At 37.0% G+C, this 23,724-nt stretch carries 16 protein-coding genes; 4 read left to right on the top strand and 12 right to left on the bottom strand.

Features of this window, described 5'->3' with window-relative positions; translation table 11 throughout:
- Positions 1 to 171 precede the first annotated feature (171 nt).
- The 5 genes from FJR37_RS16085 to FJR37_RS16065 all read right to left on the bottom strand — a co-directional run bounded on the left by FJR37_RS16085 (position 172) and on the right by FJR37_RS16065 (position 6,746).
- Positions 172 to 1,170, bottom strand: coding sequence for an aspartate carbamoyltransferase catalytic subunit (locus FJR37_RS16085; protein WP_168466505.1), 999 nt, complete (start codon positions 1,168 to 1,170; stop codon positions 172 to 174).
- A 92-nt stretch (positions 1,171 to 1,262) separates the two neighbouring features.
- Complete coding sequence (gene mgtE / locus FJR37_RS16080) at positions 1,263 to 2,612, bottom strand: magnesium transporter (RefSeq protein ID WP_027404869.1); 1,350 nt, start codon at positions 2,610 to 2,612, stop codon at positions 1,263 to 1,265.
- A 388-nt stretch (positions 2,613 to 3,000) separates the two neighbouring features.
- Positions 3,001 to 4,605 carry a murein biosynthesis integral membrane protein MurJ gene (gene murJ / locus FJR37_RS16075; RefSeq protein ID WP_168466504.1) on the bottom strand — a complete coding sequence of 535 codons (1,605 nt, stop codon included), beginning with the start codon at positions 4,603 to 4,605 and terminating at the stop codon, positions 3,001 to 3,003.
- 49 nt (positions 4,606 to 4,654) lie between these two features.
- Positions 4,655 to 5,161 carry a pentapeptide repeat-containing protein gene (locus tag FJR37_RS16070; protein ID WP_039201551.1) on the bottom strand — a complete coding sequence of 169 codons (507 nt, stop codon included), beginning with the start codon at positions 5,159 to 5,161 and terminating at the stop codon, positions 4,655 to 4,657.
- Between the two features lie 79 nt (positions 5,162 to 5,240).
- Positions 5,241 to 6,746, bottom strand: coding sequence for an LCP family protein (locus FJR37_RS16065; protein WP_039201549.1), 1,506 nt, complete (start codon positions 6,744 to 6,746; stop codon positions 5,241 to 5,243).
- Between the two features lie 369 nt (positions 6,747 to 7,115).
- Here FJR37_RS16065 and FJR37_RS16060 point away from each other — a divergent pair, with 369 nt between their 5' ends.
- Positions 7,116 to 8,180 (top strand): mannose-1-phosphate guanylyltransferase, encoded by a 1,065-nt coding sequence (locus FJR37_RS16060; RefSeq protein ID WP_039201547.1) that lies wholly within the window; start codon positions 7,116 to 7,118, stop codon positions 8,178 to 8,180.
- 368 nt (positions 8,181 to 8,548) lie between these two features.
- Here the strand turns inward: FJR37_RS16060 and FJR37_RS16055 are convergent, their stop codons facing one another.
- From FJR37_RS16055 to FJR37_RS16045, 3 genes are all read right to left on the bottom strand, one after another.
- Entirely contained in the window at positions 8,549 to 10,792 is a 2,244-nt protein-coding gene (locus FJR37_RS16055; protein WP_168466503.1) for an FdhF/YdeP family oxidoreductase, read from the bottom strand.
- A gap of 272 nt (positions 10,793 to 11,064) precedes the next feature.
- Entirely contained in the window at positions 11,065 to 11,967 is a 903-nt protein-coding gene (locus FJR37_RS16050) for a S1 RNA-binding domain-containing protein (protein ID WP_168466502.1), read from the bottom strand.
- A gap of 382 nt (positions 11,968 to 12,349) precedes the next feature.
- Positions 12,350 to 13,099: a dienelactone hydrolase family protein gene (locus FJR37_RS16045; protein ID WP_039200233.1), complete on the bottom strand. Its 750-nt coding sequence runs from the start codon at positions 13,097 to 13,099 to the stop codon at positions 12,350 to 12,352.
- 432 nt (positions 13,100 to 13,531) lie between these two features.
- Between FJR37_RS16045 and FJR37_RS16040 the strand changes: the two genes are divergently transcribed.
- Complete coding sequence (locus FJR37_RS16040; protein WP_168466501.1) at positions 13,532 to 14,518, top strand: GntR family transcriptional regulator; 987 nt, start codon at positions 13,532 to 13,534, stop codon at positions 14,516 to 14,518.
- On the opposite strand, the gene FJR37_RS16035 is transcribed toward FJR37_RS16040, so the two are convergent.
- Together FJR37_RS16035 and FJR37_RS16030 are read right to left on the bottom strand one after the other, a co-directional pair.
- Positions 14,515 to 17,928 (bottom strand): helicase-related protein, encoded by a 3,414-nt coding sequence (locus FJR37_RS16035; RefSeq protein ID WP_168466500.1) that lies wholly within the window; start codon positions 17,926 to 17,928, stop codon positions 14,515 to 14,517. The genes FJR37_RS16040 and FJR37_RS16035 overlap by 4 nt on opposite strands.
- Positions 17,929 to 18,043: 115 nt before the next feature.
- Entirely contained in the window at positions 18,044 to 18,934 is an 891-nt protein-coding gene (locus FJR37_RS16030) for an Rpn family recombination-promoting nuclease/putative transposase (RefSeq protein WP_168466499.1), read from the bottom strand.
- Positions 18,935 to 19,106: 172 nt separating this feature from the next.
- On the opposite strand from FJR37_RS16030, the gene FJR37_RS16025 reads away from it, so the two are divergent.
- The gene (locus tag FJR37_RS16025) at positions 19,107 to 19,349 is read left to right on the top strand and encodes a hypothetical protein (RefSeq protein ID WP_168466498.1); all 243 of its coding nucleotides are present in this window, start codon (positions 19,107 to 19,109) and stop codon (positions 19,347 to 19,349) included.
- A complete protein-coding gene (locus tag FJR37_RS16020; protein WP_168466497.1) occupies positions 19,339 to 19,689 on the top strand; it encodes a type II toxin-antitoxin system RelE/ParE family toxin in 351 nt (116 codons plus the stop codon). The genes FJR37_RS16025 and FJR37_RS16020 overlap by 11 nt, the downstream gene beginning before the upstream one ends.
- Positions 19,690 to 19,742: 53 nt before the next feature.
- Here FJR37_RS16020 and FJR37_RS16015 read toward each other — a convergent pair whose 3' ends face one another.
- Entirely contained in the window at positions 19,743 to 23,345 is a 3,603-nt protein-coding gene (locus FJR37_RS16015; protein ID WP_254434590.1) for an Eco57I restriction-modification methylase domain-containing protein, read from the bottom strand.
- Positions 23,346 to 23,436: 91 nt separating this feature from the next.
- A partial coding sequence (locus FJR37_RS16010) for a DUF29 domain-containing protein (protein WP_254434589.1) occupies positions 23,437 to 23,724 on the bottom strand: 288 nt, incomplete at its 5' end.

Genomic DNA, 23,724 nt, shown 5'->3' with positions numbered 1-23,724 from the left:
AAAAATGAAAGGGAAAAGTCTATAAAATTTCACTATTTATCATTTAGCGATTTAATAAAATTCAATTTTATACTCTTATTTTTCTTATTTTTAGCCAATCAATATTTTTATTTAAATAAATTCTCCTAACCAAGTATGATTTTCAATCATGCAAGTGCTATAGCATCATGATTAATTAACTCTACCACTACCGATAAAGTACAAAAGTGCCATCCGCACTGCGACACCGCTAGTTACCTGAGATTGAATTAAGCTAAATTCGGGATCATCCATTAAATCAGAACTAATTTCTACACCCCGATTTACTGGACCTGGATGTAATACTTTAACGTTAGGTTGACAAAGTTTTAACTTGGTGCGAGTAATGCCGAATAGTTGATGATATTCTCGTAAACTAGGTAATAAATGGGCTGTCATCCGTTCTTTTTGTAAACGCAATGTCATCACAAAATCAGCATTTTCTAAAGCTGGTTCTAGTTGCCAATGGGTAAATAATCGGCTAGAGTCTGCTGGACATCCTAAATATTCTGCAAAGAATTTAGGTAATAATGTGGGAGGTGCGGCTAGGTGAACTTCGGCACCACTAGCGATGAGACTCCAAATATTAGAACGGGCTACGCGAGAATGTAAGATATCGCCGACAATAGCAATTTTTTTACCTTGCAATGATTCAATTTTGGGTTGTGCAGGGTCAATTAAACTACAAATTGTGAATAAATCTAGTAATCCTTGGGATGGATGTTCATGTTGTCCATCACCGGCATTGAGGACGCTAACTTTTACACCTAGACGATCCATTTCTTGAGCGATCGCTTGTGGCACTCCTGCATCCTTATGGCGGACTACCATAATATCAGTTCCCATGGCTAAATAAGTCTTGGCGGTGTCAAGAATTGTTTCACCTTTGGTCATGGAAGATGTAGCTGCGGCAAAGTTGAGAGTATCTGCACTTAGCCTTTTAGCCGCAATTTCAAAACTACTGCGGGTGCGGGTAGAGGGTTCAAAAAATAAATTTGCTACTACCTGTCCCTGTAATGTGGGGACTTTCTTTGTCCGTCGTGATAGTACCTCTTGAAAAGAAGCCGCAGTTTGTAAAACGGCGTTATATTCAGCGGTTGTGAAGTCAGCGAGTGTAAGAATGTGATGACGATTCCAGGTAGTAGTAGACATTGGGATTTTAGATTTTAGATTTTAGATTTTAGATAATTGTTTATTGGTAATGACGAAAAAAGCATAATTACCAATTACCAATTACCAACCGATTAACTTTCTAAATGGAATACCTTTAAGGCGATAGAAATCATACTGAGGAAGGTTAAAAATCCGATGGTATCTAGCATTGTTGTCACTAACGGACCACTCATTAAGGCTGGATCTAGTTTTAAATGCTTTAAACCCATTGGTAGCAAGGTTCCTAAAGTCACCGCTACCATTGTATTAGTAGCCATAACTGCCCCAGCTATTAAAGCTACCCATCTTTCTTGGGGTTTAGCCCAAATTAGGGAAAGGGCAACCATTGTCAGCCCTAAAGCTACGGCTGTTCCTAACCCAGCTAAAAGTTCTTTGCGGAGAATTTTACCAGTATCTTCGGGTGTGACTTCTCCTACACCTAAACCGCGAATAGTGACAGTCAGGGCTTGTATACCTACAGTCCCCCCTGTGTTAGAAAATATGGGCATGATCACGGCGAGAACGGGTACAGCGGCGATGACTTGTTGAAAAGGAGCGATCGCACTGGCAGCACCAATATATAATCCCATAATCCCCAATAACCAAGGCAACCGTTTCCGAATAGTAATATGTGCGGGAGATAAGGCTTCTTCATCACCACTTACCCCTGCCAATTTTTGGATATCTTCTGTAGCTTCTTCTTCTAAAATATCTACGACATCATCAATTGTAATAATACCGACTAATCTATCTTCTCTATCAACCACAGGTATAGCGATTAAATCGTATCGCTGCATAATACGAGCGACTTCTTCCTGAGAGGTTTCTGTCCTAACTTTGACAACATGGGAGCTGGCAATATCTTTAATTAAGACATCGGGAAAGGTAAATAATAGCTGACGCAAAGAAACAACACTAACTAATTTGCGATTATCATCAGTGACATAGGCATAGTAAATTGTTTCCTTATCCTGATCTTGCAAGCGGATTTTACTGAGGGCTTCACCAACAGTTAAACCTCGTCGCAAGCGAACATATTCCGTTGTCATTACCCGCCCCGCAGTCCCTTCTGGATAGCCGAGAATTGTGGCTGTAGCTTGTCTTTGTTCGGGACTGAGTTGTTGTAATAAGCGTTTGACTACTCCTGCTGGTAGTTCATCAAATAAATATGCCCGTTCATCAGGACTCATTTCTTCAACGAGGTCTACTACCTGGGCATCGTGGAGGGAGTTAATCAAGTCTTCCTGTACTTCTGTGGGTAAATACTCAAAGACATCTATGGCTTGATCTTTGTTGAGTAATCGGAAGGCGATCGCTCTTTGTTTTTCGGGCAATTGAGTGATATACTCACCCACATCTACTGGCTGTAAACAATTCAAGTCACATTTAAGCTGATTTAAGTCAGCAATATCTAAGGACTTGCGAATTTCCTGTGTAAGCATAATAGAAATCTCCTAAAGTCTCCCCCGCGCTGGGAGACTGTCTCGCCAGCTTAGAGGAGGATACTACTGCCATCTGTTGGACTTTTGTCCATAACCTCTCGTAAAATTGAATATCAATGTGAAAACTAAAAATAGCACCGCTAATTAAAGATTTTAGCTCGGAATCCAGTTTTCCGATAGATGCTAAATAACATTCTAAGCATAACTGGTAACTGACACAAGCCGTTAATGTAAATTATGGGTGAAAATTTCCCAAAAAATAAATTATCCAATAATTGTAGAGTGCATTAGCGTTTGATTTAGGGAGTAGCAAATAAGTAAGGGTTTAGCAGTGCTAAACCCTTACATCTATAATACAGATTGGGATATTTTTTTAATTGTCAGTCCCTTATTTCTTCAAAAACTTTTGCTGCATCTTGATTACAAAAATATTCACTTCGGGGATATTCATTCTAGAAGCAATTATCGCAAATACTCCAATTCCCACAAAAGCAGATATGGATAATTCTATTAGTAAACTAATTAAATCTGGTTTACCTAACACCTGTCGGGAAGCAACCAAAGTTCCAAAACTGGCTAAACCTGCAATTATACTCCCAACTGTTAACCCCAAAATTGGTACACACCATTCTTGCCAAGGTAAGCCATTAAGTTTGCGATTGAGCAAAAATAACAACATCAACATCGAACTACAATTAACTCCCACTGTAGCTAAAACTAATCCAGGCGCACCAAAAGGTTCAACTAATATTAAATCTAATACAGCATTAAGAACAATATTAAATATACTAATTTTAAAAGGTGTTTGTCCATCACCTAAAGCATAAAATACTCTAACTAAAACATCACGCCCTAGATAGACAAACATTCCAATTCCATAGGCAATTAATAGAGAAGATACTAACTGAGTTGCTTCTTGTTTAAATGCTCCCCGTTGATAAACTATCTGGACAATTGGCACAGATAAGGATACCATTAATGCCCCTAAAGGTAGCATGGTAACGGCAGTTAATAAAAGTCCTTGCCGAATGCGTAATTTTAATTCTTCCCAGTTGTCTGGGTGGGAAAGTTTAGCAAATGTCGGTAATAAAGGCAGTAAAATAATATTAGAAATAATTCCTAATGGAGTTTGCACTAAAAGATTGGCATAGTTAAAACCTGCCGCTGCACCAACAATAGGACTAGCAAAATAAAGATCAGTAGCGACATTTATTGGCATCATTCCTGATGATATTGTCGCGGGAGTCATGATTTTAATTACTTCTTGTACACCGGGGGATTTAAAATCAAATCTCAGGCGTAATGTTCCTAGTCCTAACCGCCATTGCACAATTAGCTGTACTAACCATTGGAGAATTCCCCCTGCTAAAGTTCCCCAAGCTAATACCATGCCACCGATTAAAGCATATTCGGGACGAATAATTTCTTTACCGTGTTGTAACCCTAAAATAGCAATACCGATAATAACAGTAATACTAGATAATAATGGACTAATTGATAATAACCAATATTGATTAGCTGCATTTAAAGTTCCAAACCCAATCCCAATTAAACCAGCAAATAAGGCTAAAGGTGCCATGATTTGGATTTGACGGATAGCGATCGCTCTTGTAGTTGCTTCTAAGCCATGACCCACAAAATCAACAATATACTCAGCGCAGAAAATCTGAGCAAATGTCACCACTAATAACAACCCACCCACAAGAGTTGTGATTGTTTCTACTATCGGTGCAGCTTCCTCTTTTTTATGTTTAGCCAAAACACTGACAATGGCACTATGTAAAGGTCCGTTGACACCACCAAGTAAGATTAAAAGAAAACCAGGGATAATATAGGCATAACTATAAGCTGTAGCTGCTGCACCCACACCAAAAGCCGCAGCGATTATTTGCTGCCTAATTAAACCAAACACTTTACTAATTAATGTTGCTGCGGCAACAATACCAGCAATGCCAGCGAAAGAACGAGCAGGTTTTTGATCTTGTTGTGTCACGAATATTTATTAGTCCGTTGTCAGTTGTTAGTTGTCAGTTGTCAATTTTTTACCGACAACCCAAACTATCTCTTGTAGAAACACCAGTTACAGGATTCACACCATCCGCCCTTTGACAGAGTAAGGATACTTGATAACGGTCAATAAGTGCGTCTGTAAAATCAGCACCAGTGATATCAGCATCATAAAAACGGCTACGGGTTAAAGTTGCTTTTGTGAAAATAGCGTTTCTTAGATTAGCACTATCCAAGGTAACACGATCAACCAAAGCACCTGTTAAATTTGCAGCTTCTAAATTTGCTTTTAATAAAACGCCTTTGGTAAAAATTGCGTTAGTTAAATTTGCACCTTGGAAATTTGTTCCCCGCATTTCTGCTGCCACAAAAGTTCCCCCAACTAAATCAGTATAAGAAAAGTCACGTTTTTCCAAACTGGCATTATTGTAATTAATGGTGTTAATTTGAGCAAAAGCTGGTTGAGGATTCGTAATTACCGAAAATCCTGCCAAAATAGAAACCAATATTAAACTCAAAAATCGGCAAAAAATCTTGTTCATAAATTTTAAATTTGTAGAAGGTAAGAGGCAAGAGGCAAGAGGCAAGAGTAAATATTACCAATTACCAATTACCAATTACCTATTTCCAATCCTTACCAATGCGAATTGTGAGGTCAGATTCCAAATCACCATTTCCAGAAACTTCGATTTGTCCTAAACCTAAAACTTGTCGCAAGTCAATTCCTGGTTGTCGGTTGCCCTTTTGGACAATAATCTGAGTTTGGCGTTGAGTATCTGGCCAGTCGGGAACTACATAAACATTAGTAAAACCTTTCTGTTTAAGATAGGTAACTACTTTTTCCGTTAACTGGGGTTGGTTAGTAGTATTTTGCACGGCAATTCTTTGAATAGAGACCGGTCTGGTATCTGATTTAATGCCAGTTATATCTACCCCAACATAATCATTTAATAAGGTTTGTTGTCCAGTCATGTTTAACCAATAGCTATTGACATCTTGACTGAATTTGCTAAATGTACCAGGTAACATGGACATTTGGAAATTATCCCGGTCTACATTGACGGAAAAATTCGCTAATGCCATCATTTCTTCCATTTTCAGGTTGGTATCAAAATACTTTCGCATGACGCGAGTTAATTGGGGCAACCTGGGTAAAACAGTGGGACTGTTGAGTCGTTGCATTAAAGCATTTATTAGTGCTTGTTGTCGCTGGACTCTGGGTAAATCTCCTTTACCTTCTTCATGAAAACGGGCAAACTGTTCTGCCTGTTCACCGTTGAGGTTTTGCCAACCGCCGACCAAATTCACGGCAAAGCCACCAGTCTGATCTTGATAATTCATGGCTTGAGGGACAAATACATCCACACCACCTAACTGTTCCACCAATTCCCGAAAACCGCTAGTAGAAATGCGGATATACCTATCTATGGGAGCATTACCTAAACTCCGACTAACTACTCTGGCGGCTAAAACTGGGCCACCTTTGGCGTTAGCTTCCGATACCTTCGTTAATCCCTGTTCGGGAATGGCTATCATTGTCCCTCTGGGAATTGACAGTAGGCGAATAGATTTATCACTGGGATTGAGCCGCACCAACATCATGGTGTCGCTTGTACCAGCAAAACTTTCTGGTGAACCGTCTACAGTACCTGGAACTGGTTCAATGCCCATAATTAAAATATTCATGGGTTTTGATAGTTTGTACTGAGAAAGTTTAGTCCATAAGTCCCCAGGTACTTTGATTTGGTCTTGTTTATTAGGACTGAATTCATCATCTTTCGCTTGGTCGAGATTGCTCCAGAGGGGAGTCCATAGTGCCAAACTTGATGCTAGTAATCCAGATAGAATTATCCCTAAAACAATTGTTAAGACCCACAATAACCAGCGGGGAACTGTTAAGCCTAAACGGTCATAGAGTTCGTTGGGAATAGTGCCAACAGATTCAACGACGTTCCGAGAAGAGTTGACTGATGATTTTAGCTTCACCGGCGAAGTTGGGGCTGATGCTGGTTGGGTTGCTACCTGATTTTCCGACATTTGAACTGGTGGCTGTTTTACCTCCAGTTCTGAAGTTGGGACTTGTTGAGGTACTATCTGATTTTCTGACCATTGAATTTGTTTAATCATAATTTTCTCCCCACTCAACCACTCCTCAAAGGTATGTTAATACAAGCTACAAATATTGCGAGTTAAAACTCGCTGTGGAAATTTTAGATTTTGTGAAAAGTTAATCGGATATTTTTTTATTGCTGTCCTCACAGTTTCAATCAGTGATAATTACAACATACTCAACCAGAAAAATTCATCAGTGAAGATCATCTCAAAGTGAATGCGTAAACATTTATCTCAGATACAGCAGGTGGCGGGGTTAGGAGGTACGAAATCTAAGTTGAAACCTATATACAAAGCCATTTTTACCCGGTGACTCCTGACCCGGTGACTCCTGATTCGGTAAATTCTGCTGTATATTGTTCTGAATTACCGATGTATGCCGATATGAATAATTTATTTTTTCCTGTGATTCTGGCGGGTGGTAAAGGTGAGCGTTTTTGGCCTTTGAGCCGACTAGACAGACCTAAGCAATTTTTAAGCCTTGATGGTAGCTCAAGAAGTTTACTACAAGCAACTGCTGATAGATTATTAGTTCTGGCTGGTGGTTGGGAAAATTTGTGGGTGATTACTTCTAGTCCCATTGCTCAAGGGGTGCGAGAACAACTTCCTGATTTGCCAGAGTCGAATTTACTGATTGAGTCCCAGGGTCGAGACACTGCTGCTGCTGTTGCTTGGACAAGTTTAGAAATTAAAAAGCGTTACGGGGAAGATGCTATTATTGGCTTTTTTCCTGCTGACCACTGGATTGCTGACCCGGAGCTATTTGCCGAAACTTTAGCGGCTGCTAAGGATTTGGCGACTAAGAAAGCAGCGATTGTGACTTTGGGTATTAAACCTAATTTTCCATCAACTGCCTATGGTTATATTGAACAAGGCGAAAAAATAGGTAGTTTCAATGAGTTACCAGCGTATCATGTAAACCGATTTACTGAAAAGCCCGACCGGGAAACGGCGGAAACTTTTTTGTCAACGGGACGGTTTAGCTGGAATAGCGGGATGTTCGTTTTTCGAGCCAGTGTTGTTTTGTCAGAATTACGCACCCATGCACCGGAAATTATGAAACCTTTGGAACAACATGGTGTTGATATTTATCCCCAGTTACCTAAGAAAAGTATAGATTATGCTTTAATGGAAAAAACCAGTCTAGCTTATGTTTTGCCAGTAGCATTTGGTTGGGATGATCTGGGTGACTGGAATGCTATTGAACGCTTGCTGAAGCAGGATGATAATCCTAATGTAGAACTTGCTACTCATGTGGGTTTAGATACTCAGGGAGCGATTGTTTATGCCTCCAATGCTGATGATGTCATTGTCACGATTGGTTTAGAGGATGTGGTGATTGTGCGCGATCGCAATGTTACTCTGGTAGTGAAGAAAGACCGCACCCAGGAAATTAAGCAGATTTTGAAAATTCTGCAAAATGATGAGAGATTTACAGGCTTGTTGTAAAATTTAAACTCCTTGGTAGATGGCTCAAAGTCTTGCTGTTTATTATAACTAGACTGTTAATAGTATTTTGTGACAGTATATATCAAATAACGGATTTGAGCCTTTTTTGGCATAAATTTCCGAAGACTCTGCTTTTTTGTTAAGTGGAGTCAAAGACTCGTGAATTCATACTTGGGGTTTGCTGAATAGGTTGTCTGTGAGGACAAGGGAACAGGGAACAGTTTTAACTTGGGGGAAACAAGAAAATCCAGTTCCCTCCAGTTCCCTCCCCAAAGCATCGGGGAGGGTTAGGGTGGGGTAATTTGAGGAATAATGGTGATTCGATAACTTGTGTGTACACCGTAGGTCTGGAGACTGGGAACGAGATTTTATTTATAAACAAAAACTGGAACTCTTTTATAAGCAGGTATCCCACTTTTGGGGTCAATATCTGCTTTAGATAAAACGTTAGCTTCAGGATAAAACATAAAAGCTACCCCTTCACGAATTGCACCACAAATAATTTCAATATTTTCTAATTCCCCCGCATTTCCTTTAACTGTAACTTGTTGATGTTCCTGAAATCCTGCTTTTTGTATATCCAAACTATTCATTAAAATACAATGACGATGGGGCATATTGCGATATTTATCTTCACTGCGATAAACTACCGTGTTATGTTGTCCATAGCTGCGTCCTGTTCCCAATATGACTACAATTCCTGGCTGATTTTCCTCAACCCCAAAAGTTGATTTATGCGGTAAAGTTAATTGTGGTAAAGGGGTAACAAACATCTGCGCTTTACCATTAAAAGTGGGAAATTTCGGTTCATCAAAAATCCGCCCGGCAATGGTAAATTCTGCCTGAGTTTGATCAATTTCACCTATTTTTTCATAGCCAGGAATGGTTTTAGCAATTAATTCTCTAACATAAATAGTATCTTGTAATTTACGCCAATTAATCGGATTTTCATCATGTAGACGATGGGCAATTTCTGTAATTAATTCTACTTCAGAAATTAAATCAGAATTGCCTGGGTGTAAATGACTTTTACCTGCATCATTTAACCTCACAAAATTATTACCTGATTCTGTTGTAGTCTTATGGGGATTTTCAAACCGATTGAAAACAGGTAATATTAAAGTTTGCTGTTTTCCTAATCCATGAAAATGTCCTAGATTCGGTTTTGTTGCTACATAAAAAATGGTTTCTATTTGTGATAAAGCCTGTTTTGCTTGTTGTAAATCTGGGTTAGCTGCATATAAGTTTCCTCCTAAACAAAAGAGAGTATTGATCTTTCCTAATTCTGCTGCTGCTATTAAATCACGGGTATGATAACCAGGAGTTTCATTGAGGGGTTTTCCTAATAGTTTGGATAGTGCTTGTTTGATTTCTTCGCGCAAATTCACAGTCACACCCATTGAACCAAATCCTTGCACGTTAGAATGTCCTCGAATGGGCATTGTTCCCGCGCCAATTTTACCAGCGTTACCTGTAATTAAGGCTGTATTTGCGATACTAAAAACATTATCTACACCGTTGGCTTGTTGGGTGATTCCCATAGCCCAAGCAAATACTACACTTTCTGATTTGCCAATGATATAAGCTGTGGCTGTAATTTCTTCTTGGGATAATCCGCAGGTTTTAGTGATATGATCCCAGGATATATTTTCTGCGTAATCTAAAATTTGTTGCCAGTTTTGAGTGTAGGATTGGAGATATTCTATTTTGATTAAATTTTGGGCAATGAGGGATTTTTGCAACCCCACAAATAATGCCACATCAGTACCAGGAATCGGTTGTAAATATAAAGAAGAGATATCTGAACCACCTGTGAGTAATGATTTAATGGGAAATGCTGGCGAAGCAAATTTGACTAAACCGATTTCTATTTGGGGGTTAATAATAATTACTTTACCGCCTCTTGCTCGCAATTTGATCAATTCGTTCATCAAGCGGGGATGATTTGCAGGTGCGTTAGAACCAATTAAAACTAGACAATCACTATGTTGTAAGCCTTCTAAACTTACCATTGATGTGCCTGAACCGAAAACTTTTTTTAAGCCAATGGTTGAGGGGATGTGACATAAATCTGAACAATCTGCTAGATTATTACTACCAAGCGATCGCATTAACAATTGTAATAAATATGCAGCTTCATTAGATGAACGTCCAGAACTATAACTAGCAATCTTTTCTGCTGGTTGTTGAAAAGCTGTTGTGGCGATTTGATAAACTTCTTCCCAGCTAATGCGTTGATAATGAGATGAACCTGATTTGAGGATGAGAGGATAAGTCAGTCTACCTAAATCATCGCATTCTTGAGAGGTCAGTTGTTGTAATTCATTAATATTATATTGTTGGAAAAAATCTGGTTTAATTCCTGGTTGCAATTCCGCAGCAATGGCTTCTACACTTTTAGCACAACGTTGTAAGTATTCTCCTGCTTCATTAACAAACCCTCCCTTTTGTCCACCTGTACCCCAAGCACAGGATAAACAGGCACTTTTATGATTGAGAGTTTGCCATAATTGTAATCCTTGGGGTGAGAGAGTTTTTTCCACCCAATATTGGATTACAGGTAAACCGCCACCGGCTTGGGAATTAGATTTGTTTTCAGGTAAATTATTCATAAATAGGAGTTTCCTATCTTATTTTTTTACAGACCGATTTTTTAATATTTAGCTTATACCAATTTTATATAAGGCTGCACAGAAACATGAAATCCATTAATTAATTCATCCCTCTTCATCTGCGTTTATCTGCGTTTATCTGCGTTCAATTGATAATATTGATTATTTTAGCTGATTTAAATAAAGTTAATATCCCCGACTTCTTTTTTGATTTTGTTAATCAATGATAAATTCCTGCAAGAAGTCGGGGATCTGGGTCAATTAGCAATTACCTATTCAGCCGTTTTATTAGCTGCACGATTAGCACGAGCTTCGGCGGAATCCATGACTTCTGCAAAGTTTTCCACAACTTCACCGGGGAAGTTTTCCAGGACTCTGGTAGAAATAGCAACTCGACCTTTACCTTCGTCTAAATCAATAATTACAGCCTTAATTGGTTGACCAATTTGAAAGATTTTTTCTAAAGAGTCAATGAATTTTTGGCTCACTTGTTTGATGTGTAGTAAGGCGCTGACACCGTTAAAATCTACGAATACACCAAAAGGTTTGATGCCAGTAATTTTTCCTTCGATTAATTGACCGATTTCTAATAAACTGAAGTTGCTAGAACGAGCGGCTAAACGTTGAGAGAGAACGAGTTTATTGGTTTCCCGATTGATTTCTAAAAAGCCTACGGTGAGAGTTTGACCTTTGAGTGCTTCTAGGTTATCACGTTCGGCGATGTGCGATCGCGGAATAAAACCCCGAACACCTAGAAGATCAACAGTGACACCACCTTTATTGACACCTGTTACCCGTACTTGCACACTTTGGGAATTCTCCTGCATTTCTAACAGTTTTTCCCAAATTTGTTTCACTTCCAATTGCTTGCGGGAAATGGTAACTTGACCTTCAGCATCCTGATCCCGAATAATCAAAAACTCTAGTTCCTCATTCATCGGTAATACTTCCGACAAATCAGCTACTGCTCTCAAGGAAGCCTCTTCTTGGGGAAGAAACGCGGAGGATTTCCCACCAATATCAACATAAGCGCCATCGTGGTCAACTTGGAAAACTTTACCACGAACAACTTGTCCTTTTTGAAATTGGTAATCGTGTTTTTCCAAGGCTTTGGCAAAATCATCCATTGAAAAAGACGAGTTGGCTGTTTGAGAAAGTTTAGATTCGGAATTCATGACGTTTGAAGATAAATTGTTATTTGTTTAGTTGTCAGTTGTCAGTTGTCAGTTGTCAGTTGTCAGTTGTCAGTGGTTAGGCTAGTACAGATTGGCGGAAATAAACCAACTATTCTAAATTGTTAAGAAGCCTATAACGTCTTAGTTTTGACTTTTAACTGGTTACTGAGCTTGTCGAAGTATTGACTTTTGACTTCTGCCCTGCGGTACTAGTAGTTCGTCAAATTTATTTTGACGGGTAATGATCGGAAAAAACTTCTGTTCTTCCCTCCCCCACCTCCCCTACCTCCCCCACCTCCCCTACCTCCCCCACCTCCCCCACCTCCCCCACCTCCCCTACCTCCCCTGCTTCCCCTACTTGCCTTCACCCGTCATTTTCGGGTTAACAGACTACTAGTTGGCTAAAAAGTTGTTGAACTTGCTCCCAAGCATCTGCCGCAGCTTTAGAATTATAACTGGCACGACGGTCACAAAAAAATCCATGACCAGATCCATCGTAACGAAACAGACGATGAGAAATGTGATATTTTGCAAGTTCGGCGGTAATCTCGTCTACTTGTTCTGGAGGAATACTCGCATCTTCCTTACCAAAAAAGGTGTAGATAGTGCCTTTAATTGCTGATGTCCGGGTAATACTGGGATTTCCACCTCCGGGAGTACGAGTAGTGATCCCCGCACCGTAAAAGGAAGCAGTGGCTTTAATATCAGAGAGTGTAGCAGCTAGATAGGCGACGTGACCACCAAAACAAAAGCCAATACAACCAAATCCATCTGGTTTAACATTGGGTAAAGTTTTTAAGTAGTCAATAGCTGCTTGAATATCGCTTAAAAGTTCTGATGCTGTGGTTTGTGACCAAGCGTATTTTTTGCCTATTTCCACGTCTTCGGGCGTGTAACCAGTTTCAAATCCAGGGGCTTGACGTTGAAACAGGGCTGGAGCGATCGCCACATATCCTAGTTTAGCAATCCGTTCGGTGACATCCCGAATATGCGCGTTAACCCCAAAAATCTCCTGGAGAACGACAATTCCCGGATAAGAACCGGGCGCGGTGGGTTGAGCTAAATAGGCGGCTATTTGCAAATTGTCTTGAGGAATTTGAATTATTGTAGTCTGTATTGCTGACTCTGTCATAATATAAGTTGTGAGTAGGGAAATAGGTAAGAGGTACGAAGCACAAGTTAATAATAGTTATATCTATCAGCAATTAGTAACCACTAATGGCGTTGTGAATTACGATTTATGGCTCTTGCGTCTCTTTTATGGTGATTGAGGATTGATGATAACAAAACCCTTACGGGACAAGGGTTATAAACAATTATTTCCATATTTTCAATGAAATGCCTACACAATAGGGCTTTCAATGATTTTGAACCAGGTTTTCCATAAAAATAACCGAAGAACCCGATTTATTTACTGATCGGACTTACATTCATTTTGACCCTTACCTTCTGATTTGGTGTATTCTTCTGTGATAATATTTTCCATAGCAAACTAACCCATTAATCATATATTTAACAGGTAAATTATGGCTATTTGTATAAGTCTTATGGAGCAGAATTGGTAATGATTCAATTCCGTATTCAGCCAGATAGTGAAATTCCTGCATCTAATCAACTGTTTAATCAGATCAGATTTGCGATCGCCTCTGGGCAATATTCACCTGCATATAAACTACCCAGTACCAGGGCTTTAGCCATGCAAACTGGATTACATCGCAACACCATCAGTAAAGTTTACCGCCAATTGGAGGAAGAAGGATTTGTCGAAAGTTTAGCAGGTTCAGGCATCTATGTCCGCGCTCAAGGTCATGAAGGCGGAAGCAGATCCCAGTCTCCCATGCTCAAACAAAATCCTCAAGCCTATAAGGTGGTGCAACAAGCCCTAGATGAGTTACTGGGTCAAGGTTGTTCTCTCAATCAATCACGAGAACTATTTTTAGCAGAAGTTGACTGGCGCTTGCGTTGTAGTACCAGAGTATTAGTGGTGACACCATCTCAAGATATTGGGGCTGGGGAATTAATGGTTGATGAGTTAGAAGAATCCCTGCAAATCCCCCTCCAGCTAGTCGCAATGGAACAACTGATTGGAGTATTAGACCAAACCACTTCAGCCACATTAGTCACCAGTCGTTATTTTATCGGAGAAGTGGAAGCGATCGCTGCACCCAAAGCAGTTCGCGTGATTCCCCTAGATATTCACGACTATGGCAAAGAAATGACTGTCGTGAAAAGCCTACCCAAATCCAGTTGTATTGGTATAGTTAGCCTCAGTCCTGGTATTCTCAGAGCCACAGAAGTCATTCTCCACGGTTTACGAGGAGACGAAATATTAGTCATGACTGCTCAACCAAAGGATGCTTATAAACTACACGCGATCGTTAAACGCTCAGAAATAATATTTTGTACAGATCAAGTCAGCTATGCCACAACCCAAGCAGCTATACAAACAGTCCTAGAAGACCTCATCCGTCCACCCAAACTGATTCGCTGTGAAAACTACATCGGCACACAGTCCATCAACTTACTAAAACGGGAATTAGGACTAATTTAATTTGTCAGTTGTCCCGGAAATAACCCTAATGAACAAATAATTTGCGCTTCCTGTTGTCCGTCTTCAGGATGAATCACACACAGGGAATTATTATCACGTAAAGAAATAATCATTGTGGCTAATTGTTCATCACTAATCCCACTTTTCAACTGCCGATTAAGTTTAACAATCGTCGTTTCTTTTAATGGATAAAGATAGATTTCTTCAACGGCTTTTTTCAAAGTTTGCCAATCTTCACCTAATGAAAATAACGATGAAAATAATGGGGTTTCTGTCTTCTTAATATAAGCATCTAATCTATAATATGTTCGATATCTTGCCCCTTTAGAGCTTCCTAATTGTCCTCCAGTCGTTTTATGCTGTTCCAATACCAAATCAGCCCCTTGCGAGACAATTTCATGATGTTGGGGATGCTTTTCTAAAGGGGGTGTATTCCGGTTACATCTAGCCATTCTCAAAATTCGCATTTGCGATTGAGTTACACTTTCTCCTTCCCTATTTATCCAAGCTAAAGCATCTGTACCATCAGCAGTGCGAAGATACATTAATACACCTTCAGGATCTAAATTTGTTCCTTGATATTCGCGGGTAGAATAGATAACATTAGGCAGATTTTTAATAATCTTCTCTAAATCAGGATCAGCATCTATGGCATTTTTCCAAATTTGAAAAGCTTCCGATGTTAAATCAACCTCTCCATCTTCTGCTTCATCTAAAATACCAGACTTTTCATGATAAAGATCAAGAATTTCTTGATAGGAAAGAGTATCTTCAAAAAATGCCTCATCTGTTCCCACCACATTAGCATTTTCTTGTAACCTTTCCCCTAATCTTCCGCGCAGATTGATTAATTCCTCTACTCCCTCCGCAGGTAAAAAGGAATAGCAGAAAATTTCTGCCGCTTTTTGTCCAATTCTATCTACTCTTCCCGTTCTTTGAATTAAGCGAATAATTGCCCAAGGTAAATCATAATTAATAATAATCCGACAATCTTGTAAATTTTGACCCTCACTTAAAACATCAGTAGCAATTAAAATTCTAATTTGTTGTTCTTGGGGAATATTTTGTTTATTACTTTCTGGACTAAACCGATATGCTATTGATGTCGGATCATTTATTTTTCCTGTTACTAATGCAGCTTGTTGAATATTCTCTTTTTCTAAAGATTCTTGTAAATAACGCGCTGTATCTGCAAATTGAGTGAAAATCAAAACCTTCTCATATGCATGAGTTTCCGTTAATAACCCTTGCAAAGTTTGAAACTTTTGATCTAATTTATAACTCCATTCTCCGCAATTATTTAACAACTTCAATAACAATAAAGCATCTTCGCGTAAATCTTTTTTTAATTCAGATTTGAACAATCGAGAATCTAACCATTTAAAGCGTTTTTGATATTTGGTTTGATAAAGTTCATAAATAGCTTTTGCTTGACGTTTATATTCCGTATCTTTACTGGTTAAACTTGCCAAACTAATTTCATCATTATCATCATTTTCATCATCAGCTATTTCAAAATCTAAAGCTGTAGAATTAACCGTATCAGCATCTTCATCATTATTACAAGTATCTAAAAATTCTGCATCCTGTGTACCAATCGGAATATCTAACTTATTTTCTAAAGCATAAAGATAAACATAATTCCGTAAAATGTGCCGTTCTAAAGACTCTAAAAAAGCAATACCACTACTTTCTAATCTTTTAAATAAATTCGTGCGACAAAAACCCATTAACCGTCTTCCCGCACGAGATAAACCATTTAAAATCTGTTGTTCTGTTGCTGTGGGAGGTTGTTTATATTTATCTAAAGTGTAATTTCCTAAACCGTAACGGGGTAAAGATAGAGAATTGATAATTTCGACAACTTCACTAGAGTATAATTTTCCATAATTATCATCATTATTAATCGTAAATTTAGCAGTTTTGGGAATCCGCACAGGAAAATAAGAACGAGTACCATCAGTAAATTGTAAATATTTACGTCCATTTAAAGGATCTGTATCAGCATAATTATTTTTAATAAAACTGCGAGTTCTCCTAATCATATAACGATTCATTAATTGTTGCCAATCTTCAAAATGTTCGCTTTTTTCAAATGCTGCTAAAGTTTTTACATCAGTTTGTGGATATTTACGTTTAAATTCATGTTCACCACCTAATTTTGTAATTAAATTGTCTGGTTTAATCCCTAAATATTTTGATTCAGGAACGAATAACCGTAACTGTGCAGATAAGTCAAAATAGCTTTTATTATAAGGAGTTGCAGTCAGTAAAATACACCGACTTCCGCTTTGTTCTATATATTCTTTAATAGCTGCATAACGTTGTCCATCTCGATTTCTTAAATTATGACTTTCATCTATTAAGACTAACCGAAAACGAGCGGGAATTGTGGGTAATATTTTACTAACTTGACTAATAGAAATTACTGCACCTCTTAAACCATATTCTTCTCGATATTTTTCCCACATAGAAACAAGATTTTTAGGACAAATAATCAAGGTACTAATTCCCAGTTCATCTTCAATAATTTTCGCTATAGCTGTTCCAACTAAAGTCTTTCCTAATCCTACCACATCCCCAATCATCACACCACCACGACGGTTAACATAATGCGCGGCTATTTTCACTGCTGCTGCTTGAAAAGGAAATAATTGAAAGTCTGAAGGTATTTGATATTGACTTAAACCATCTCGCGCTTCTTGCGATAGATGATAAGCTATTTTCAGATACACATAATAAGGATCAATTAACTTGTCTGTTGCCCAACTTTCATCTATAATTTTTGCTAATTGTTCAGAAATATCTAAACAAAAGTTATCTTCCCAACGTTCATTAAACCAAGTTTGTAATTTATGGGTAGCATCATGATCTAAAATATCAACATTTAATTCTCCCTGTGCTGATAATCCTGAAAAGGTTAAATTACTACTTCCTAAAAAACCGATTGCGGGTAAATTGGCATGATTTTGAGGAACTAAATATAGTTTCGCGTGGAGGGGATGACGTAAATAGAGTTTCACAACTACTTTTTGAGATTTTAATTGTGATTTAAGTCTTTTTAAACCCAATTCATCAGCATTATTAGGTTTTCCAATCATTAATTGTTGTCGAAATTCCTGAACTATGCGTTTTTGCAGTTGAAAAGATTTATTTCTATCTACGGGTTTTTGGGATATTCCTAAACCTAATAGTTCCTGAAGTTCATCTTTGGGAAGTTTTTGCATTCCAATTAATAACCGACAACAATTATTTTCTCCTCCGGTAAATTGTTCAATTTCCTCTTGAATTAATTTCCATCCTCGCAAGTTAAAATAACCCACACAAAAATCAGCCCTATTTGCAGATTGGAGGCTTTTTTTGAGTATAGGTAATAGTTGATCATTAATATTATCAAAAATCCGAGGCATAGTTGTTTATATTAGTTAATTGTCTGAATTATAGCATATTTCCATATCCCCGACTTCTTTGATAAATCTTGTGAATAAATGATAAATTGATGATAGAAGTCGGGGATATTATATCTTAATCTTCAACTTTTGCTAACCAAGCAAGTAAATCCTCCACATTATTAAAATCTAATAATGCTTCACTCAAATCTTCTAAAATATGTAAGGATAAACCAGCAACAGAACCGCGTATTTTCGGCGATATTTTACCAAACCGCTTACTCAACAGTCGCATGACTAAATTAAAAGTTGCTTCTTCTAGTCCTTCTTCTCGTCCTTCTTTCCTTCCTTCTTCTTTTCCTTGTTCCCGGCCTTCTTCTTTAATTTCTTGATAAACTCGTGTTTGTTTGAGTGTGATTCCTAACATAGATTCTACCTCTTGACGGTTGAGATTTTCAAACTTGTACATCATGATAGTTGTGATCATTTCTATTATGACGCTATTTGATGATGATGGTATTTCTTCCTTAGTTTTTGTTAATAAATACCTAGCTGCTTCTGGTGCTTGACTTTCTTCTAAAGTGGTTAATATCATCACTCCTACCCATGTTGGTAATTGATGAATATCCCCCAATTCATCTAAGTATACTCTATGTACTTGATCACTGTTCAAAAATGCCCGCAGTGGATAAATATTGCTTTGTTCGATGTTACGAGATGGATAAATTATTACTGCTTCCCAATCACTAAATCTAGTCCGATTACGATAGAAATATAAGGAAGATTCAGCTACTACTCTTTCATACAATATTTCATCTTTTTGAAATTGCACCTCACAAAAATATACAACTCCTGGATTTTCATTTTCTGGTGGTAAAAATACGCCATCAATTTCAAATTTTGGTTCTTTAATTGCTACGGAATCAAATTTATAACTATCGGCATTTTCTGGAGGATTTTCCAACAGTTGAAATAATAAAGATGGATATTGTTGAAATAGTTTGTAAAAGATTGTGTCTCGACGCATAACATAACTAATTTCTAGGATGTAGTTACTATTTTATTCTAACAGGATTTATGCAATCTGATGCACCATACAATTTATGATTTATTGACACAATTAAAACAGAAGTCTGGGATCTTGATCAATGTTTACTATAATATAGTAAAATAGTTGTAGTAATTACAGGTGAGTAAATATGATAGCGCAAGAAATAATGGCAAGGATTGATCAAAATGGTAACATTTCTTTAGATCATCCTCTGATAGTTAATAAACCAAGTCGGGTTAAATTAATCGTTTTGTTTATTGAAGATGAATTAGATGAAGATGATGAATCAAAAGCAGTTGTTTTAGAAAGTTTGAAAACCTCATTACAAGAAGCTAAAGCAGGTAAAGTTCATCCAATTTCAGAACTTTGGGAAGGTATTGATGTTGAGTGAAACACCATTTGTTATCGTTAATTTTACCGATAATTTTAAACAAAAAATACGCAGTTTGTCAAAAAAATATCGCCATATTCGTACTGATATTCAACCAATAATTGAAGAATTACAAAGTGGTAATTTTTTAGGTGATCAAATTGCAGGAACAGGGTATACAGTTTTGAAGGTAAGAGTTCGCAACAGTGACATTCAAAAAGGGAAAAGTAGTGGTTATCGAATTATTTATAAAATTGAATCACCTACAAATGTCCTTTTACTGTTAATTTATTCTAAACTGGAACAAACAGATGTAACAATGGATGAAATTAAGTCAGTTATAGAACTGTTTCAAGCATGATCTTAGTTTTAATCTTAATCCATTTTTATTACCTACGTTGACGTTATTAATCATCAGCCCAAATCCCGATAGGCCTTTAAAGCCGCATCTTTCACAGTTTCCGCAACAATAGGAAACGTACTCAATATATGACTAAATTCCCCTTCTGTTAACCCATATAAATGGGCAATTATTCCATCTAATTCGGCGCGGATTTTCCCTCTTTCCCTCTCGTCTGTAATTCCGTTTTTATGACTTCCTAAACCTACTTCTTTCGCTAATTCATCATATTCTGGTGTTGTACAAATTAGCTTGGCTGCACGTTCTACTATTTCTTGAAAAAATGGGTCTTTTTCTGTTAATCTGGGAATAGTTAAGCTATACATAAAGTGCATATCTAAATGAGATGTAATTCTTTTACGAATTTCATAATCTAAAACAAAAGAATTAAAAACTCCTGTTAAGAATAAAGTAACATTGTAAGGTAATAAATTTTTGATACTTTGGGCCGTATCAGCACAAAATCTATTTTTATGTAATACACAAGCAATTAAACTACGCTCATTTGTACTGCTTGCAATTCTTCTATGAACTAAACGATAATCTTGATAGGAAAGTTTTTGCTTATTGTCTTCATTTTTACCCAAAAGTTTTTTTCTTCCTTCACTTAACTCAATCCAATATTTAGGTTCTGCAAAATTATAATTGAATTGATGAAACATATTTCCTTGAATCAGAGGTACTAATCCTTCGTGATATTCTTTATGAAATAAATAACTATCATTTGTCATGTGCAGTTCTTGTGTTAGTTTAATATTCCACTTATCCTGAATTTCCTCACCCAACAAAGGAAACTGACTCATTTTTTCAGCTATGAAAATATCTAAATCAGATTTAAACTCCATTACCGAAATAGAATCAGGAGATAACCGTTTAATTAAATCCACATAAATATGAAGACAATCATCATCAGGAAAACTATTCAACTCTCCCACATCATGACGCATAAACTTAGCAGGAAATGATATTGTACCCTGTAATGGTAGGGGCGAATGGCCATTCGCCCCTACAAGGGTTTGAAAAGTCAAAACCACAAACTTAAAACTTTTGTGTACTCCTTCAAAAATAGCCTTTTTATTTTCAAAACAGAATAAACCAGTGATCTTAGTTTGCGAAAACAACATTTCTCGGAGTTGCTTAGTTCCCAAATCAGTATAAATCCCACTAGGAATCACCAAACCACATTCACCATGTGGAGAAAGTAAATTCAAACATTGTTCCACAAACAACTTATATAAATTAATATCAGTTCCCTGTTTTTTCCCATTAACCACAGAAATCTGATTAAGATATTGTTCAGCACTTCTAAAATATAAACTCACATGAGGATATTGACTTTGATACTGTAACCAAGCAGCAGCAACTTCAGGATTTGCTAATAACTGCTTTTGTTCCTTCTCAAAAGTCTTAATGTCCATCTTATTCTTAGTCACTAAATCACTATATTCCGCAAAAAACTCCTTAGCTTGTGGTTTAAAAATCTCCCAAGGAGGATTACCCAAAATAATATCAAAACCACCCCTAGCAATAATTTGATCAAAATGATAACCCCAATGAAAAGGTTTTAATGCTTCCATATCAGCAATATTTAAAACCCGTTTAGTAGCTTTACCTTTTAACTGCACTTCCTCATATTTAATCTTTAAATTCCCAAACTCATCTAACAACAATTGATTTAACTTAACCAAAGATTCCCGGTTAACATCATTAATATGATGTCTCAAAAATTGTAAACGATCTTCTTGTTCCGTATCTTCAACTTTTCCCGCAATAAAAGCGTGTTCCTTGTACTTTCTAATACTTTCATTTTTCTCATTTAAAATAGTTTGATAATCCTGGGCTTTTAATTGTTGTAAAATATCAGGGTTTCCCACAATATCAAAACGTTTATCATCAACCCGAATCAAACCAATTAAAGAATTACCTGCCATAATGTTAAAATCAACATTAGGTAAAGGTTCTAAATCATCAACAGTTTTCGCAGAAGCAACCAAACTTAAAAATAACCGTAACTTGGCAATTTCTACCGCTTCCTCCATGATATCCACACCATAGAGATTGTCAGTAATTACCCGTTTTTTAATATAATAATCCAAAGAAGGATGATCTTGTTTAATCTTACTTAATCTAGCTTGATTTGACTCATTTCCCGAAACTTGAATAAAGTCAAAAATGGCAGTATAAATCTTAATTAAATGTTGTAAAGCAGCCACCAAAAAAGCCCCACTACCACAAGCAGGATCTAAAATTGAAAGCTGAGGTAATATCTCATCTAATAATTGCTGACACAATTGATTATTCAGATTTTTACCCCCCCAACCCCCCTTGTAAAGAGGGGCTTTTTCTTCGTCACTTCCTTCCTTGTAAAGCAGGGCTTTTCCTTGTTCTTCTTCACTCCCCCCCTTAGCAAGGGGGGGTTGGGGGGGGGGTTGGGGGGGGTTTATTTTCTCACGAATAATAAGGGGGGCGTTTCCTTGTTCTTCTTCACTCCCCCCCTTAGCAAGGGGGGGTTGGGGGGGGTTTATTTTCCCACTAATAAACTTATTAATAGTCCGTTCACAAAGATAATTAGTAATTTCCGGTTTAGTATAATAAGCGCCAAACTCCTTTTGGTTGATATACTTCTCAAAAATATACCCTAAAACATCAGGATTAATTTCATCATCCTTACCACTGGGAGTATCATCTAAATGCCAAGTATAACCAGAAAATAACTTAAATATATCCTCAAAACCAGCATCACTAATTCTAATTTTTCCGCGATATTTCTCTTCAATAATATGGGGTAAAAATAAACCACCATTAATATATTTAATTTTACCAATTAAAGCCGCAGTTCCATCTTTACGGAACTTTTCAGCCTTACCAAAACCATCAAAAAACAAAGCTTGTAAAAACTCTTGATAATATAAATCTTTACCTTTGGTTTGACTAACCTTCAACTTATCTTGTAAATAATCAGTATTTCCATGATCTAAAAACCCCTTTTTCTGGAGAAAATAAATAAACATCAACCGATTCAAAATTACCGAAGCATACCAATTAGCATCTTTGATATTATCTATACCTTTAATAAAAGTAACAAATTTCCGATGTTCCAACTGAAAATCATCAAAAAACTTTTTAGTAATCTTTTCAATATCAAAAGCCTTTTGAGTGCGTTGAGTAACATCAGTTAAAGTTAAATTTTCTTCCTCAGCAAAATCAATAAATAAAGATTCCAACTTTTGAGTTAATAACTCTCCAGATTGAGTAATATTAAAAGTAGTTTCCTTGGCTTTAGTTTTATTTGCAGATTCTCTTTTTACCCATTGCCAAACCTGCTTTTCTTGCTTTTTATCAGTATAAATAATTAAATGTTCTTGACTATAACTTGTAACTTCCGTATCAATCTTTTTTCTGATTTTAGAATTGGGTAAAATGCCATTTTCAGATACACAATGATAAACCATCATCCCGCGTTTTTGGGCAGCAGCTTCTATAGTATAATTTTCCTCATCTACAGTTAAATAAATGGGAGAAACATCAGCATAATCCCAACCCAACTCTTCAATAAATAAAGATGTAAAATCAGATGATTGGAGATATGTTTTAACTTGACTGCGATTGAACTTCATAAAATGCACTCCTGGTATATGTAAAATAGTCGGTTTTAACCGACTTTAGCTATGAGACAGGGAATTTATTCCCTGGATTTCTGGATTTCTATTAACCTAAATAATTAATATCTAACAATTGTTCAAGAGTATAAGGACATTCTGCGGGAAAATCAACTTTAAACTTAGTTTTTATCTGCACATATTTCAAAGCCCGATTATAAATATAACCCATCTCATTAGCTAGATAATTACGTAAATTCGTTGTTAATCTATCCTCAAGTTGATAACGAAAACCTAAAATTTCCGACTGCCAATGATAATAATTTCTTTCAGATTCCTCTGTCCAATATTGCAGTAATAATAAATGTCTAATCACTTGTTCTAATAAACTTTTAAC

It is taken from the genome of Aphanizomenon sp. UHCC 0183 (assembly GCF_009712065.1).
Lineage (GTDB): Bacteria > Cyanobacteriota > Cyanobacteriia > Cyanobacteriales > Nostocaceae > Dolichospermum > Dolichospermum heterosporum.
The sequence above is the reverse complement of the archived record's forward strand: the minus strand, read 5'-3'. Positions and strand labels throughout refer to the sequence as shown.

Coding starts and splice junctions, on each gene's coding strand:
- FJR37_RS16085 (WP_168466505.1), bottom strand. CDS start 1,170: ATGTCTACTACTACCTGGAATCGTCATCACATTCTTACACTCGCTGAC.
- mgtE (WP_027404869.1), bottom strand. CDS start 2,612: ATGCTTACACAGGAAATTCGCAAGTCCTTAGATATTGCTGACTTAAAT.
- FJR37_RS16070 (WP_039201551.1), bottom strand. CDS start 5,161: ATGAACAAGATTTTTTGCCGATTTTTGAGTTTAATATTGGTTTCTATT.
- FJR37_RS16065 (WP_039201549.1), bottom strand. CDS start 6,746: ATGATTAAACAAATTCAATGGTCAGAAAATCAGATAGTACCTCAACAA.
- FJR37_RS16060 (WP_039201547.1), top strand. CDS start 7,116: ATGAATAATTTATTTTTTCCTGTGATTCTGGCGGGTGGTAAAGGTGAG.
- FJR37_RS16055 (WP_168466503.1), bottom strand. CDS start 10,792: ATGAATAATTTACCTGAAAACAAATCTAATTCCCAAGCCGGTGGCGGT.
- FJR37_RS16050 (WP_168466502.1), bottom strand. CDS start 11,967: ATGAATTCCGAATCTAAACTTTCTCAAACAGCCAACTCGTCTTTTTCA.
- FJR37_RS16045 (WP_039200233.1), bottom strand. CDS start 13,099: ATGACAGAGTCAGCAATACAGACTACAATAATTCAAATTCCTCAAGAC.
- FJR37_RS16040 (WP_168466501.1), top strand. CDS start 13,532: ATGATTCAATTCCGTATTCAGCCAGATAGTGAAATTCCTGCATCTAAT.
- FJR37_RS16035 (WP_168466500.1), bottom strand. CDS start 17,928: ATGCCTCGGATTTTTGATAATATTAATGATCAACTATTACCTATACTC.
- FJR37_RS16030 (WP_168466499.1), bottom strand. CDS start 18,934: ATGCGTCGAGACACAATCTTTTACAAACTATTTCAACAATATCCATCT.
- FJR37_RS16025 (WP_168466498.1), top strand. CDS start 19,107: ATGATAGCGCAAGAAATAATGGCAAGGATTGATCAAAATGGTAACATT.
- FJR37_RS16020 (WP_168466497.1), top strand. CDS start 19,339: ATGTTGAGTGAAACACCATTTGTTATCGTTAATTTTACCGATAATTTT.
- FJR37_RS16015 (WP_254434590.1), bottom strand. CDS start 23,345: ATGAAGTTCAATCGCAGTCAAGTTAAAACATATCTCCAATCATCTGAT.